The following is a 14531-nucleotide window of genomic DNA, read 5'->3' on the forward strand; positions in this document are numbered from 1 at the left end:
CACGCCCCGCCCCGCCCCCCCCCGCCCCCCCCCCCCCCCCCCCCCCCCCCCCCCCCCCCCCCCCGCCCCCCCCCCCCCCCCCCCCCCCCCCCCCCCCCCCGCGCCGCCGGCGTTCCCACACCGCTCCGGTGAGGATCGCGCCGGCGGCTCCGACGATGGCGTTGGCGCCGAGGACGCCGACGCCGAAGTCGGCGGCGTGCATCGACCCGCCCCGGCCCCGGTTGAGCCCGGTGACCCGGCCGCACAGTTCGGCCAGCATCCGGGCCGGGTCGGCGCCCTTCGCGAGCACGTGCCCGTGCCCGCGGTGGGTGCCGGTGACCAGGTCATCGGCGGACAGCGCCGCGCAGACGCCGGCGGCGATCCCCTCCTGACCGAGGTACGGGTGGATGCCGCCGACGATCTCCCCGGCGCGGACCAGCTCGATCGCGCGTTCCTCGAAGCGGCGGATCAGCCGGACCGTCCGGTAGAGCCGGAGCGGGTCGGAGCCGGTCACGCCGGACGGCCCTCCTTGACGGCGGCGAGGATGTCGTCCCAGAGGCGGGCGCGGGCGGCCAGCGCGGCGTTCACCGTGTCGGCGCACTCCTGCCACTTGGTGTCGTCGTCGCCGCACAGGTCGGCCAGCATCTGCATGGCCATCGGGGTGTGCTGCTCGCCGTCGACCTCGATGTGCCGCTCCAGGTAGTCGACGAACTTGTTCAGCCGGTTGCTGCGTTCGTTGACGGCGACGACCTGGGTGAACATCTCCGGGATGAGGTCCTCGCGGCCGAACGCGAACGCCGCGGCCTGGCAGTGCACCGGGGTGGTCTCGATGATCCGCCAGGTGGTGCCGGCGAACGCGGCGGACGCCGCGGGGACGCCGGCGCCGCCGAGCGCCTCGGTGACCGGGGTGCCGTCGCGGAGCAGGTCGACGAGCTTGTTGACGGCCGTGGTGTCGGCGCCGGCCTCGGTCATGCCCTGCACGTACAGCTCGAAGTGGCTGATGTAGCCGTCGCCGAGTTCGTCGCTCTCCTCGACCATGACGATGTCGTTGATCAGGCGGCGGCTGCCGGTCGGGCCGGTCGGGATCCACGGCACCGTGACGCAGGTGAGCTGCCGCTGCAGCGACTTCAGCAGCGACATGAAGTCCCAGACGGCGAAGACGTGGTGCTCCATGAACGTGACGAGCGCGTCGTGGGTGTCGAGGTTGGCGTAGAGGGGGTGCTTGACCACCACGTCGCGGCGCTCGGTCACCGCCCGCTCCAGCCGCTCGATGCCCGGGTGCGTCTTACCCCAGTCGTACCGTGACATTGTCAGCCTCCCTGCTGGGCGCGGTCGCGCCAGATGACCGGGCAGTAATCGGGGTCCGCGTAGTCCGGCCGGCCCTCGTGGGTGCGGCGGACCAGCACGTCGTGGTTGTACGCGGCGAGCGTGCCGTCGGAGAGCGGATACTCCCGCCAGGCGTTGTCGCCGTCCTGCAGGTGCAGCGAGATGGCCCGGCGGGGCCGCCCGCTGACGTTCGCACCGCTGCCGTGGTAGGTGCGGCAGTGGTGGAAACTCATGTGTCCCTTGGGGATCACCATGGGGATCTTGCGGATCTGCGCGCCGTTGTACGCCGCGTTCTCGGCGAGCATCACCTCGAGCTGGTCGCGGTCCCGGTCGGCGAAGTGCCGGACCACCGTGTCGTCGGCGCCGATCTCCCGCCAGCGGTGGGAGCCGTCGACCATGGTGATCGTGCCCATCTCCTCGCCGCAGTCGTGGAACGGGATGAACGCGGTGAGCATGTTCTCCGACGACGAGGACGCCCAGTAGTGCTTGTCGAAGTGCCAGGGCACGATGTTCGACGGCTCACCGGCGATCGGCGGCTTCCAGATCAGCGTGGACTGGAAGATCCGGATCTCGGCGGCGCGGGCCAGCCGGGCGGCGACCGCACCGATCAGCGGCTTGCGCAGGATGCGGGCGATGCCGTCGTGCTCGTGGTGGACGTAGTCGTTGTGCCGCTGCACGTCACCCTTGGAGGGCTCCCAGTAGGCCAGCTTCGGCGGGCGTACCGGCAGGCGGCGGTCACGTTCCCCGGCGTAGTAGCCGTCGGTGGCGGCGACGAGTTCGTCCACCTCGTCGTCGGTGAGCAGCTTCTTCGACAGGTACCAGCCGTGCTCGGCGTAGTGCCGGACGTCCTCGTCGGAGGGAAGCAGCGCCTCCTCCTCGGCGGTCAGCCCGGGATCGATGGCGGTCATGCCCCTACCCCTCCGGCCGCGACGCCGGGGGTCGCCCCCGCCGCGGCCAGCTCGCGTTCCTTCGCTTCGTAGAGCGCCTTGATGTTGCCGCTGCCGAAGGTGCGCGCCCCGCGCCGCTCGATGAGTTCGAGGAAGAGCGTGCGGCGCACGTGCATCGACTCCGTGAAGATCTGCAGCAGCTGCCCGTCGTGGTCGGAGTCGACCAGGATGCTCAGCTCGCGCAGCCGGTCCACCGGCGCGTCCAGCCGGCCGACCCGCTGCTCCAGCCCGTCGTAGTAGGCACCGGGCGTGCTGGCGAACCGCACCCCGCGCCCGGCGAGCGCGCCGACGGCGGTGACGATGTCGTCGGTACGCAGACCCAGGTGCTGCACCCCGGCGCCGGCGTGCCAGCGCAGGAAGTCCTCGATCTGCCCCGGCCGGGCGCCGGTGTCCGGCTCCAGCAGCACGAACGTGACGGTCCCGGACGGGCTCTGCACCACCTTGGAGTTCATCGCCTGACCGGCGACCTCGATGTGCTCGGTGAAGATGTCGGCGAAGCCGAACACCTTCTCGTAGTGCGCGACGGTCTCGCCGAGCTGCCCCGGTGGCACGCAGATCGCCAGGTGGTCCACCTCGGCGAGCAGCGTGTCCGCGCCGTCCGGCACGGACACCGGCTCGATCGCGCCGGGCAGGAACACACCCGCGTCGCCGCGCCGCTCGACGAGGCGGTGCACCACGTCGCCGAAGCCGCCGACCTCGGCCACCACCACCTCGGCGTCCGCGCCGGTGAAGGTGCGCGGCGGGCTCAGCGCCGTCGCGCCCCGGTCCACCAGTTCCGCGTACGCCCCGGCGGCGTCGTCCACGGCGAGCGCCACCACGGCGATGCCGTCGCCGTGCCGGTGCACGTACGTGGCCGCCGGGTGCTCCGCGGACAGTCCGGTGGTCAGCAGCAGCCGGATGCCGGCCTGGGCCAGCAGCAGTGACCGCTGCCCGTCCAGCCCGGTCTCCGGACCGCCCTGCCCGCACAGCCGGAAACCGACGGCGTTGTCGAAGTAGAAGGCCGCCTGCCGGGCGTCCCCCACGTACAGTTCGAGATGATCTATCCCGTTGATGGTCATGGGCTTCCCCTGTTCCCCCCGTGATCGCGACCCGGACGGACGCCCGGGACTGGAGTCCGGTCAGCCGGCGGCCGGGGTGGCGGCCCGGCGGGCCGGCCCGGAGAGCCGGCGCAGGAGCAGACTGACGTTCTGGCCGCCGAACCCGAACGAGTTCGTCAGCGCGTGGCCGGCCCGGGTGGGCCGGGGCACGGCGCGGACGTGGTCCGCCTCGCACTCCGGGTCCGGGTCGTCCAGGTGGTAGGTGGGTGGCAGCAGGCCACTGTCGAGCGCCAGCGCGGTGGCGGCGGCCTCCAGCACCCCTGACGCGCCGAGCAGGTGCCCGGTGAGCGCCTTGGTGGAGCTGACCGGCACACCGCCGGTGCCGAACACCTCGGCCAGCGCGATCGTCTCGGCGACGTCACCGAGCTTGGTGCCGGTGCCGTGCGCGTTGACGTACCCGACGTCGGCGGGCTCGACCCCGCCTGCCGCGAGGGCCCGGCGCATGCAGGCCGCCGCGCCGGCGCCGTCCGGCCGGGGCGCGGTCGGGTGGTACGCGTCGGTGTTCGCCCCGAAACCGGCGACCTCGGCGTAGCCGCGCACACCCCGGCCGTCGGCGTGCCCGGCGCGCTCCAGCACCAGCAGCGCCGCGCCCTCGGCCAGGACGAAACCGTTGCGCCGCTTGTCGAACGGGCGGCTCGCCTCGGTGGGTTCGTCCCAGCCCCGGGCCAGCGCCCGGGCGTTGCCGAACGTGTCGGCGAACGTGCCGAACAGCGGCGCCTCGCTCGCCCCGCACACCACCACGTCGGCCTCGCCGGAGCGGATGAGGCGTACCCCGTCGGCGACCGCCTGGGCGCCGGAGGCGCAGGCCGTGCCGACCGACGAGCTGTAGCCGCGGATGCCGTGCGCGATGGCGATCCGCGCCGAGGGCATGTTCGGCAGGATGCCGGTGAGCAGGTACGGGCTGACCGCCGCCCGGCCCCGGGCGGCCCGCGCCAGAACCTGACCCTCCAGGGTGGACATGCCGCCCACACCGCCGACGATCACCGCGATGCGCTCCGGGTCGACGTCGCGCCCCACCTCGATGCCGGCGTCGGCGAGCGCCTCGGCGGCGGTGATCAGGGCGAGCAGCACCACCCGGTCGAGCACCTTCGTCTCCGGTCCGGAGGCGACGCTGCGCGGGTCGATGTCCGGCAGCACCCCGGCCACCTCCAGGCTGCCCGCCGCCGGGTGTCCCTCGGGCGGGCGGCGCAGCCCGGACCGGCCGGTGAGGAGGGCGTCGAACGTGTCCGCCGCGCCGCGCCCGGCCGGGGTGAACAGGCCCATGCCGGTGATGACGGCGGTCACGACGGCGCCTCGGTCAGGTAGCGCTCGCGCAGCGCCACCTTGCGGACCTTGCCGGTGACGGTGACCGGGATGTCGTCGGCGCGTACCGGGACGATCCGGCGCAGCGTGGCGGCCACGTCCGGGCCGAGCGCGGTACGGATCCGCTCGGCGCGGTCCGCGTCCGGGTCGGCGCCGGCGGCCAGTTCCAGCAGCACGTCGGTGGTGACCGTGCCGTCGTCCGCCTTGACTATCACCACTGTGCAGTCGGTGACGTCGGGGCTGGCGGCGAGGATGCGTTCCTCGGACAGCGCGGTGAAGAACCGCTTCCCGTCGCCTGCCTCGACCGAGTCGACCGCCCGGTCCAGGTGGTAGTAGCGGCCGTCGTCGTCGGCGTACACCAGGTCGCCGGTGAGGTACCAGCCCCGCAGCCGGAACCGGTACGTGGTGACCGAGTCGTTCCAGTAGCCGCGGAACAGCGACGGCGAGTCGATGCCGAGCCAGCCGACCTGCCCGGCCGGCAGTTCGTTGCCCTCGGCGTCGAGCACGGCGACCTTGGTGAACCGGTACGGGCGGCCGACGCAGCGGCCGTACCGGTCGGTGTCGACGGTGTGGGTGATGTGGAACATCGAGTGGCCCATCTCGCTGGAGCCGAGCCCGTCGATGAACACCGACCCGGGTACCCGGGTCACACCCTCGCGGGTCATCACGTCCCGGGAGCCGACGGCGACCAGCCGCCGTACGTGCGGCTCGTGCGAGCAGTCGCCGGTGTTGAACCACAGCCGCACCGAGTCCAGGTCGTAGCCGGACAGGTCGAAGCGGGCCAGCTCGGCCCAGGTGACGGAGAAGCCGAACACGCCGTCCGGGCGCCAGCGCTGGATCGCGTCGAGCACCCGTTCGCCGCCCTGCTCGGAGAGCAGGAACATCTCCGCCCGGTTGCCGAGGGCCTGGTTGACCATGAGCACGGTGGCGGTGTGCGGGGCGGGCAGCGCGTTGAGGATGCGTGTGGTGCCCTGCGCCTGCGGCATGGACAGCAGGTGGCGGGTGGCGGCGAACAGGCTGGCGTGCGAGTGCAGCACCGCCTTCGGCACGCCTGTGGTGCCGGAGGTGTGGGTGATGACGATCGGGTCGTCCGGGTGGTGCCGGTAGTGCGCCGGTGCCGCGTCCGGGTCGCCGGTGCCCGCCTGCGCGGGTTCGCCGATCATCGGGGCGCCCAGGTCGTGCCCGGCCAGCGCCTGCGCGTGCGCGGCGTCGGCGAGCACCCCGGCGGCGCGCAGCCGGCGGATGTACTCGGCGGCGATCTCGGGGCGCAGCCTGCCGTTCATCAGCGCCGGGATGGCGCCGAGGCGGGTCAGCGCCAGGAACGACAGCACCATGTCGGCGGCCGTGCCGGCCCAGACCGCGACCGGGTCGCGTGGTTTCACCCCCTGTTCGTGCAGCCAGGCCGCCCGGGCGGCGACCATCCGGTCGAGCCGGCCCAGGGTCAGCGGGGTCTCGGCCGGGTGGCCGTCGATCTCGGTGTCGAACGTAAGTCCCGGCCCGTCCGGGTCGGCGCCGTGGGCCAGCACCCGGGCGAGCACGTTGCCCGCGCCCAGTTCCGCGTCGGCCGCGAGCGCGCCGCGCAGTCCCTTCGTCCTCATTGACGTGTTCCCTCCCCCAGCAGCACCGCGGTCGCCTCGCCCGGCGTACCGTCCGGTGCCAGTTCGATCAGGATCAGCAACGCCTGTGCGGCGTCGCCGTCGTACAGCAGCAGGTCCGCTTCCGCCTCCCCGTCGGCCCGAGGGTCGCCGGTCGGGCTCAGGCACACCACCGGGCCGTCCAGTCCCCAGCGCGCCGCGACGTGCCCGGCCACGCTGTTCGGCACCGACTGGAAGAAGAACAGCGGCCCGATCCGCCCGCCCGCGTCCACAGTGGCGCGGACGTGCGCCGCCCCGGCGGTGTCCCCACCGGCGCTGACCAGCACCACGGCGGTGCGGTTGCCCGGCGGCAGCGGCCCGTCGCCGTACCGCCGCGCGAGGCACCGCTGCGCCACCGCCGCCACCAGCGGCGCGAACGGCGAGTGCACGAACCCCGCCACCCCGGCAGGCCCCGCACCCTCATCCCCGTCCTCGGGCCACCGCGCCTCCGCGAGCACCACCACCCCTGCGCGCGATCTTGCGGTTGGTGCCCCCTCGGCGGGCGTTGTGCCCGTTTCGCCGGGGCCGGAAGTGCAAGATCGCGGAGGGCTAGGCACGGAGGCGGTCATGAGGCGCTCACCAGGAGTGCGGTGTTGGCGCCGCCGAAGGCGGCGTTGAGGGTCAGGGCGTGCGCGGTGCGCGCGGGGCGCGGGGCGTCGCGGATGACGTCCAGCGGGCACTGCGGGTCGGGGCCGAGCCAGCCGGCGGTGACCGGCAGCTTGCCGTGCCGCAGGGCCAGCACGGTGACCAGCAGTTCCAGCAGCCCGGACGCCTCCAGCGCGTGCCCGTGCACCGACTTCGTGGAGCTGACCGGCAGCCGCCCGGCGTCCTCGCCGAACACCCGGACCAGCGCCGCCGCCTCGGAGGCGTCGCTGAACGGGGTGCCGGTGGCGTTGGCGTTGACGTAGCCGATCGCGTCCGGTGGCAGCCCGCTGCGGCGCAGCGCCGCCTCGACCGCCCGGGCCAGCCCGAGCCCGTCCGGGTGCGGCTGGCACGGGTGGTACGCGTCCCCCGCCCGGCCCCACCCGGCCACGCTCGCCAGCGTCTCGGCACCGCGCCGGGCGGCAGCGGAGGCCGACTCCAGCACCACGGCGGCCACCCCGTCGCCCAGCAGCAGGCCCTTGCGGCCGGCGCTGAACGGGCGTACCGCGCCGTCGGCGGCGAGCGCCCGCCCGGCGTCGAACAGCGCGTACTGGTCCGGTTCGACCAGGTAACCGGCCGCGACCACGACCCGTTCCAGGTCGCCCCGGCGGATCAGCGCCGCCGCGTCGGCGACCGCGCTGCTCGCCGACACGCAGGCGGTGGTGTAGATCCGGGTCCGCCCGCCCAGGCCGCACCGCGCGGCCAGGTGACCGGCCAGTGCCGGCACCGTCGGCTCGACCCACCCCGCCGGTACGGGCAGCGAGTACGGCCCGCCGTGGGTGGCCAGGAACAGGGCCGACTCCGCCCGCCCGGCCCGGTCCAGTCCGGCGGTCCGGACGGCGGTGTCGATCGCGTCGGCCAGCTCGCCGGCGAGCGTGCCGACGCCCGGCACTGTGGCCGCCACCGTCACCCGGCGGCCGGAGGTGTCGAAACGGCGCACCGGCGCGAACGCCGGGGTGCCGGTGAGCACCCCGGCCAGCAGCGCGTCGGCGCCCCTGCCGAGGGCGCTGAGCGCGTACGTGCCGGTGATCCGTACGGTCTCCCGCTCAGCCATCTGCGGGAGCGGTCAGCGAGCCACGGAACACCGCGAGCGCGTCGTCGACGGTGCGGATGCCGGCGAGTTCGTCGTCGCTCAGGTCCAGCCGGCGGTCGTAGCGCTGCTCGACCATGTGCACGAGCCAGGCCAGCTCCATCGAGCCGAGCCGGTCCGGCACCTGGTCGGCGGGTTTCGCGGTCAGTTCGGCGAGCATGCTCACCAGGTCAGCTCGCCCCAGGTCGGGCTGACCGGACATCAGGACTTGTCGCTGTTCGCGGCCACCCGGTCGGCGACCATCGTGGTGAACTCGCCGACCGTCATCAGCGCCATCTTCTCCGACTCGTCGTCGGCGAACTTCAGGCCGTACCGGTCCTCGACGCGGACCGCCAGGTCGGCCAGGGCCAGCGACTCCAGGTCGATGCCGGAGGGGCCGAGCGTGGTGTCGTCGTCGAGCTCCTCCACGTCGTAGTTCATGTCGGCGAGCTGTTCGACGACGAAGGTGCGGACCTCGTCTCGCATGGGTTCAGACCTCTTCTCCGTGTACCGGCTGACGGTGCCCGGTCGGGACACCGTGTGCGTGGGAACCGGCGGGGTCGGGCGCGCGGGTGGCGCGTTGCCCGGCCGGTCCGGGGCGGGAATCGGGGTGCACGGGACGCCCGGCGGGCGTCCGGTGGGTGTGCGGCTCGTACAGCGGGCCGGTCACGACGCCGCGTCCCGCAGCGCCGGCACGGACCGGACCAGCTTCCCGGTGGTGGTGCGGGGCATCTGGTCGAGCAGCCGCAGGGTGCGGGGCCGCTTGAAGCCGGCCAGCCGCTCGGCGATCAGCTTGTCCAGCGTGTCCTCGGTCAGTGAGCCGTCGGTCTGGACGTACGCGGTGATGCCGTCGTCCCAGACCACCACCGCGGCGACGACGCCGGGCAGCCCGGCGATCGTGGCCTCCACCTCGGTCAGGTCGACCTTCAGGCCGCCCACCGACACCTGCGAGTCCAGCCGGCCCTTGATGGTGACCAGACCGGTGCCCGGGTCGACCACGCCGGCGTCGCGGGTGTGCAGCCAGCCGTCGGCCCACCGGGTCGGGTCGGCCAGTCCGACGTACGGGTTGTCCGGGCAGCTCACCCACAGCTCGCCGTCGCGCTCCCGCACCTCGATGCCGGGGGCGGGCGCGATGGCGGGACGGTGCCGCCCGTACAGGTCGGTGCCGATGACGCCGACCTCGGTCATCCCGTACATGTTGCCCAGCGGCACGCCGTAGCGGTCGGTGAACGCGTTCGCCACGGCGGCGGACACCAGCTCGCCGCCGGTGGTCATGCGCTTGAGCTGCGGCAGCGGCCCGGCCGGTGTGGTGGAGGCGAGCAGACCGATGTGGAACGGGACGCCGAGCACCGTGGCCGGGGTGTCCTGGGCGGCGACGGCGGCGAGGATCGCGTCGCCGCTGAGCCGTTCCGGCGGGCACAGTTCGACGCCGGCGTGCAGCCCGTAGAGCAGGCCGCCGACCAGGCCGAGCACGTGCACCATGCTGGGCAGCAGGATGATCCGCTCACCGGGCAGCGCGACGCCGTCGATGCGGGTGTAGCGGTGCACCTCGCCGATCAGGTCGGCGGCGGTACGGCCGATCACCTTGGACGGCCCGGTGGAGCCGGAGCTGAGCTGGATCACCGCGTGCGGGCTGCCCGCCGGGCGGTCGGAGTACGCGGTGACCCCGGCGGTGACGTCGACGAAGATCCGCAGCGCGCCGCCGCCGGAGCGGACCGGTGCGACCACCACCTGCGGGCTGAGCCGGCGCAGCGCCTGGTCGACCTCGTGGTCGGTGAGCCGGTGGTCGAGCAGCACCGCCTGGGCGCCGGTACGCCAGGTGGCGAGCAGGTGCGCCACGTACGCCAGCGAGGGCGGCAGGCGCAGCGCGGCGGCGCCTCCGGCGCGCAGCCCGGCCCCGGCGAGCCGGTCCTGCGCCTCGCCGACGAGCCGGCGCAGCGTGCCCTTGTCGACCGGTTCGGGCAGGCGCAGGCAGACGTCGGTGTCGCGGCCGGTGAACAGGATGTCGTCCACCCAGTTCACCGTCGTCGAGGCAGGATCTTCCGCCACGGGATGTGCAGTCACGACCAGCCACCGTTCCACTGAGGAACTGGGCGGATCCGCCCAGCGGGTACGTCGTTCGGGGTATGGCGGAACCCTACGACGGCCCTCTTCCGCATCGCCAGATGCAAATGGCTAGATCCAAAACAGCGGCTGGGTGGATTGCTCAGGCTCGATCGGACAGGCAGGATCGAGGCCACGCCGGCAAGGTAGTCCGCCGGCCGCCGGATGCTGTGCGCGCGGGCTCCCACGCGGACGGCCGGCGACTACGCTCCCGGTATGTTCCGTACCGCCCGGCCCGAGGACTTCCCGCAGCTCATCCGCCTCTACCGGCAGCTGAACCCGGACGACCCGCACCTGAGCGACGGCTCCGACGAACGGGCCTTCGCGCGGATCCTGGCCACCGAGGGGCTGCACCTGTTCGTGCTCGACCTGGACGGCGCGGTCGTCGCCACCACGTACCTCAACGTCATCCCCAACCTGAGCCGGTCGGCGTCGCCGTACGCGGTGATCGAGAACGTGGTGGTCGACGAGTCGCGGCGCGGCACCGGCCTGGGCAGGCAGATCATGGCCGGCACGCTGCGGGCCGCCTGGGACGCGGGCTGCTACAAGGCGATGCTCATGACCGGGTCGCGCTCGCCCGCGACCCACGCCTTCTATCTGGCCTGTGGGTTCTCCGGCGACGCCAAGACCGCTTACCTGGCCCGGCCGTCGTGACGGTCAGCGTTCGCCGGCCGGTGGGGGCGCGGCGCCGCGCAGCACCAGCGCGCTGTTGAATCCGTCGAAACCGCGCGCGCCGACCAGCGCGATCCGGCTGCGCGGCGGGCGGGGCTGCCGCAGGAACGTCAGCTCGCAGCCGGGCGCCGGCTCGTCCGGGCCGGCCGAGGCGGGCAGCATCCCACGGCGGAACGCCAGCAGCGCGGTGGCCGCGTCCAGCGCGGACCCGCCCTGGTGGGCCCGGCCGGTCAGCGGCTTCTGCGTGGTCACCGGCGGGGTCCGGTCGCCGAACACGGTACGCAGCGCCGCCGCCTCGGCCCGGTCGTACGCGGGCACCCCGAGCGCGTCCGGCCAGATCACGTCCACGTCGTGCGGGCGTACCCCGGCGCGCTCCAGTGCCAGCCGCAGCGCGCGGGCGTAGTGGGCCGGGTCGGGTCCGGTGGCCGGGTCGGTGGGCGCGGCGTCGTGGGTGGCGGCCCAGCCGGTGATCTCCCCGTAGACGCGGGCGCCCCGGGCCAGCGCGTGGCCGAGTTCCTCCACCACGAAGACCGCGCCGCCCTCGGCCGGCACGTACCCGCTGGCCGCGACGTCGAACGGCCGGTACGCCCGCTCCGGGTCGGACACGTCGCTGAGCAGGCCGGAGCGGAGCTGGCAGGCCAGCGCGTACGGGCTCAGCGGGCACTCGGTCGCCCCGGCGATCACCACTGGTGTGCCCCGGCGGATGGTGCGCACCGCGTGCGCCAGGCTGTCCAGCCCGCCGGCCGACTCGGACACGGTCACCCCGGACGGCCCCTTGAACTGGTGACGGATCGACAGCTGCCCCACGCTCGCGGCGTAGAACCAGGCGATCGACTGGTACGCCCCGACGGTGCGGCTCGGCCCGCCCCAGAGCCGTTGCAGTTCCCGCTGCCCGAACAGGTTGCCGCCGGAGGAACTGGCGAGCGTGACCGCCCACTGGTAAGGGTCGGGCGACACCTCGGGCAGTCCGGCGTCGGCGAGCGCCAGCTTGGTGGCGGCGAAGCCGAGGTGGGTCCACCTGTCGGTCTGCACCCGCTGCCGGGTGTCGCTGAACCCGGCCGGGTCGAAGCCGGCCACCTCCCCGGCCACCCGGGTCGGGTAGCGCTCCGGGTCGAACAGCGTGATCGGCCCGGTGCGCCGGGTGCCGGCGAGCACCGTGGCCCAGTGCGCCTCGGCGCCGATCCCGCTGGGCGCGACCACGCCGATGCCCGTCACCACGGCCCGCGCGGTCATGGTGCCGTCCTTGTTCGCGACTGCGGGGCTCGCAAACCCGGCTCACTCCTCGCGCTCACGGTGTCACCGCCAGCCGGCGGAACACCATCGCCGACTGGAAGCCGCCGAACCCGCTGCCCACCGACAACGCCACGTCCACCGGCACCTCCCGGGCCTCGTTCGGCACGTAGTCCAGATCGCACTCCGGGTCGCGGGTGGTCCAGTTCGCCGTCGGCGGGACCACGCCGTACTCGATGGCGAGCGCGCAGGCGGCCATCTCGATCGAGCCGATGGCGCCCAGCGAGTGACCGACCATCGACTTGATCGAGCTGATCGGCACCCGGTACGCCGTCTCCCCCAGCGCCCGCTTGAACGCGGCCGTCTCGTGCCTGTCGTTCTGCCGGGTGCCGGAGCCGTGCGCGCTGACGTACGACACGGCCGTCGGGGCGAGCCGGGCCTGCCGCAGGGCGTCGCTGATCGCCACCGCCATCTCCGCGCCGTCCGGGCGCAGCCCGGTCATGTGGAAACCGTTGCTGCGGCTGGCGTACCCGGCGACCTCGCAGTAGACGTGCGCGCCCCGGCGGCGGGCGTGCTCGGCCTCCTCCAGCACCAGGACCGCCGCCCCCTCGGCGAGGACGAACCCGTGCCGGTCGGCGTCGAACGGCCGGGAGGCGTGCTCCGGGTCGTCGTTGTCCGGGCTGGTCGCGCCGATCGCGTCGAACGAGGCGACGGTGACCGGGGAGATCGGTGAGTCGGCGGCACCCGCGAGCACCACGTCGGCCTCGCCGTCGGCGACGAGCTGGTGGGCGTACCCGATGGCGTCGATGCCGGAGGTGCAACCGGTGGAGATCACCTGCGCCGGGCCGTGCAGGCCGTGCCGGCAGGCCACGTCGGCGGCCAGGCTGCTGGGCACCAGCGCCTGATAGAGGTACGGCCCGCCGAGCGCGTGGTCGACCAGCCACTGCCGGCCGGAGTCGCTGACCCGCACGTACTCCTGTTCCAGCGCCATGGTCCCGCCGACGGCGGTGCCGAGCACCACCCCGGCGCGTTCCCGTTGCGCGTCGCTGAGGGCGAGGCCGCTGTCCGCGAGCGCCTCGGCGGAGCAGGCGAGCGCGAACTGCACGTACCGGTCGGCGCGCTGCCGTTCGGCGAGCGTGATCCCGGCGGCGTCCGGGTCGAAGTCGCACTCGGCGGCGATCTGCGACCGGAACGGCGACGGGTCGAAGAAGCTGATCCGTCGGGTCGCGGTACGTCCCTCGGTGATCGTCTTCCAGAAGCGGTCCCGGGTGGCTCCGCCGGGTGCGACGACGCCGATGCCGGTGACCACGGTACGGCGGCCGGTCACGACGGCTCCCGTGGCGGCGGTGCGGCGCTCTCGGTGTCGACGTGGCCGAGTTCCGGGCGGGGGGCGAGCGGTCCGAGGTGGAACACCACCTCGGCGGGCTCGTCGCCGGTGTTGCGCAGCCGGTGCCGCACGTCCTTCGGCACGTAGAGCGCCTCCCCGGCGGCGACCGGCACCGGCGTGTCGTCCAGGTCGACGGTGATCGCGCCGCGGGCGACGTAGAGGAACTCCTCGCTGTACGGGTGGTAGTGCTCGGCGATCCGCTCCCCCGGCGCGAGCGTGGCGACGCCCATGAATCCGGAGGTGCTGCCGACCGTCTTCGGGCCGAGCAGCACCCGCAGTTCCCCGCCCCGGCGGCGGTCGGCGGGTACGTCGTGGACGGAGACCCGGGCGGTGGTGGTGTCGGTCATCGCGCGCCTCCCGCGTGCGCCCGCTCGATCTTCTCCTTGATCACGGCGAGCTGGATCGTGCTGTTGGTGTTGATCCGGTCGGTCATGCCGGCGTTGTCGATGGGCGCGTCGGGCTTCATCGCGAAGTCCTGCGTCCAGGTCATCCGGGTGCCGCCGGGCGTCTCGTCGTAGCGCCAGTGGATGCGCATGTACTCGAACGGGCCGGTCTCGACGCGCCGGGCGTGCACCTCGCGGGTGGCCGGGTCGGCGGTGCGTTCGCTGACCCAGCTCCACGCCACGCCGTTGGAGTCCGGGTGCATGGTGAGCCGGAAGCGCACGGTGGCGCCGTCGCGGTGCAGGATCTCCGCGGTCGCGTACTCGGTGAACAGGTCCGGCCACCGGGCCACGTCGTTGGTGATCTCCCAGACCAGCGGCAGCGGCGCGGCGATCTCCACGGCGTTCTCGGTGTGCCCGGGCGGGTCCGCCTTGCGGGCCACCAGGTCGGCGACGCCGGCGATGCTGAGCTGCCCGGCCTGTTCGGGGATCTTCACCCGCCACCTGTCGGCCACCACCGCTGACAGTTCGAGCAGCGCCAGCGAGTCCATGCCCAGCTCCTCCAGGCTCGCGGCGGGCGCGCCGGCGGCGGCGTCCGGGTCCAGGCCGCAGTGCGTGACCAGGATGTCGGTGATCTCACGGGCGAGCGGGCGGTCGGGGGCGACGGTCATCGGTTCCTCCAGGTGGTCGGGCCGGCGGCGGGCACGGCGCTGACGGGGGTACGGCTGCCCGGCTCGGCCGCAGCGCGCGGGTCGGGCACGAC

Annotated in this window: 16 protein-coding genes; 1 reads left to right on the forward strand and 15 read right to left on the reverse strand. The window is 73.9% G+C overall.

What is annotated here, in order from left to right; all coding sequences use genetic code 11:
- From AC2CHG_RS23755 to AC2CHG_RS23805, 11 genes are all read right to left on the reverse strand, one after another.
- A partial coding sequence (locus tag AC2CHG_RS23755; protein WP_484525610.1) for a thiamine pyrophosphate-dependent enzyme occupies positions 1-493 on the reverse strand: 493 nt, incomplete at its 3' end.
- Complete coding sequence (locus tag AC2CHG_RS23760) at positions 490-1287, reverse strand: DUF3050 domain-containing protein (RefSeq protein ID WP_262011736.1); 798 nt, start codon at positions 1285-1287, stop codon at positions 490-492. The genes AC2CHG_RS23760 and AC2CHG_RS23755, both read right to left, overlap by 4 nt.
- A 2-nt stretch (positions 1288-1289) precedes the next feature.
- On the reverse strand, positions 1290-2213 hold the full coding sequence (locus AC2CHG_RS23765; protein ID WP_484525611.1) for a phytanoyl-CoA dioxygenase family protein: 924 nt from the start codon (positions 2211-2213) through the stop codon (positions 1290-1292).
- On the reverse strand, positions 2210-3310 hold the full coding sequence (hppD, locus tag AC2CHG_RS23770) for a 4-hydroxyphenylpyruvate dioxygenase (protein ID WP_262011738.1): 1101 nt from the start codon (positions 3308-3310) through the stop codon (positions 2210-2212). Before hppD ends, AC2CHG_RS23765 begins: the two co-directional genes overlap by 4 nt.
- A 60-nt stretch (positions 3311-3370) precedes the next feature.
- Positions 3371-4633, reverse strand: coding sequence for a beta-ketoacyl-[acyl-carrier-protein] synthase family protein (locus tag AC2CHG_RS23775; RefSeq protein ID WP_262011739.1), 1263 nt, complete (start codon positions 4631-4633; stop codon positions 3371-3373).
- Positions 4630-6249, reverse strand: coding sequence for a class I adenylate-forming enzyme family protein (locus AC2CHG_RS23780; protein WP_262011740.1), 1620 nt, complete (start codon positions 6247-6249; stop codon positions 4630-4632). The genes AC2CHG_RS23775 and AC2CHG_RS23780 overlap by 4 nt, the downstream gene beginning before the upstream one ends.
- The gene (locus tag AC2CHG_RS23785) at positions 6246-6746 is read right to left on the reverse strand and encodes a beta-ketoacyl-[acyl-carrier-protein] synthase family protein (protein ID WP_357211122.1); all 501 of its coding nucleotides are present in this window, start codon (positions 6744-6746) and stop codon (positions 6246-6248) included. Before AC2CHG_RS23785 ends, AC2CHG_RS23780 begins: the two co-directional genes overlap by 4 nt.
- A gap of 104 nt (positions 6747-6850) precedes the next feature.
- Positions 6851-7981 (reverse strand): beta-ketoacyl-[acyl-carrier-protein] synthase family protein, encoded by a 1131-nt coding sequence (locus AC2CHG_RS23790; protein WP_262011742.1) that lies wholly within the window; start codon positions 7979-7981, stop codon positions 6851-6853.
- The gene (locus AC2CHG_RS23795; protein ID WP_013286638.1) at positions 7974-8219 is read right to left on the reverse strand and encodes a hypothetical protein; all 246 of its coding nucleotides are present in this window, start codon (positions 8217-8219) and stop codon (positions 7974-7976) included. Before AC2CHG_RS23795 ends, AC2CHG_RS23790 begins: the two co-directional genes overlap by 8 nt.
- Entirely contained in the window at positions 8219-8482 is a 264-nt protein-coding gene (locus AC2CHG_RS23800; protein ID WP_262011743.1) for an acyl carrier protein, read from the reverse strand. The genes AC2CHG_RS23795 and AC2CHG_RS23800 overlap by 1 nt, the downstream gene beginning before the upstream one ends.
- A 180-nt stretch (positions 8483-8662) precedes the next feature.
- A complete protein-coding gene (locus AC2CHG_RS23805; RefSeq protein WP_357211127.1) occupies positions 8663-10060 on the reverse strand; it encodes a class I adenylate-forming enzyme family protein in 1398 nt (465 codons plus the stop codon).
- A gap of 204 nt (positions 10061-10264) precedes the next feature.
- On the opposite strand from AC2CHG_RS23805, the gene AC2CHG_RS23810 reads away from it, so the two are divergent.
- A complete protein-coding gene (locus AC2CHG_RS23810) occupies positions 10265-10753 on the forward strand; it encodes a GNAT family N-acetyltransferase (protein WP_402806772.1) in 489 nt (162 codons plus the stop codon).
- A 3-nt stretch (positions 10754-10756) separates the two neighbouring features.
- On the opposite strand, the gene AC2CHG_RS23815 is transcribed toward AC2CHG_RS23810, so the two are convergent.
- The 4 genes from AC2CHG_RS23815 to AC2CHG_RS23830 are packed head-to-tail and all read right to left on the reverse strand — an operon-like array spanning position 10757 to position 14439.
- Positions 10757-12004: a beta-ketoacyl synthase N-terminal-like domain-containing protein gene (locus AC2CHG_RS23815; RefSeq protein ID WP_484525612.1), complete on the reverse strand. Its 1248-nt coding sequence runs from the start codon at positions 12002-12004 to the stop codon at positions 10757-10759.
- A gap of 55 nt (positions 12005-12059) precedes the next feature.
- Positions 12060-13328 (reverse strand): beta-ketoacyl-[acyl-carrier-protein] synthase family protein, encoded by a 1269-nt coding sequence (locus AC2CHG_RS23820; protein WP_484525613.1) that lies wholly within the window; start codon positions 13326-13328, stop codon positions 12060-12062.
- The gene (locus tag AC2CHG_RS23825) at positions 13325-13735 is read right to left on the reverse strand and encodes a cupin domain-containing protein (RefSeq protein WP_013286648.1); all 411 of its coding nucleotides are present in this window, start codon (positions 13733-13735) and stop codon (positions 13325-13327) included. The genes AC2CHG_RS23820 and AC2CHG_RS23825 overlap by 4 nt, the downstream gene beginning before the upstream one ends.
- The gene (locus AC2CHG_RS23830) at positions 13732-14439 is read right to left on the reverse strand and encodes an SRPBCC family protein (RefSeq protein WP_269697112.1); all 708 of its coding nucleotides are present in this window, start codon (positions 14437-14439) and stop codon (positions 13732-13734) included. Before AC2CHG_RS23830 ends, AC2CHG_RS23825 begins: the two co-directional genes overlap by 4 nt.
- Between the last annotated feature and the right edge of the window lie 92 nt (positions 14440-14531).

The organism is Micromonospora sp. ATLC20, from assembly GCF_057196585.1.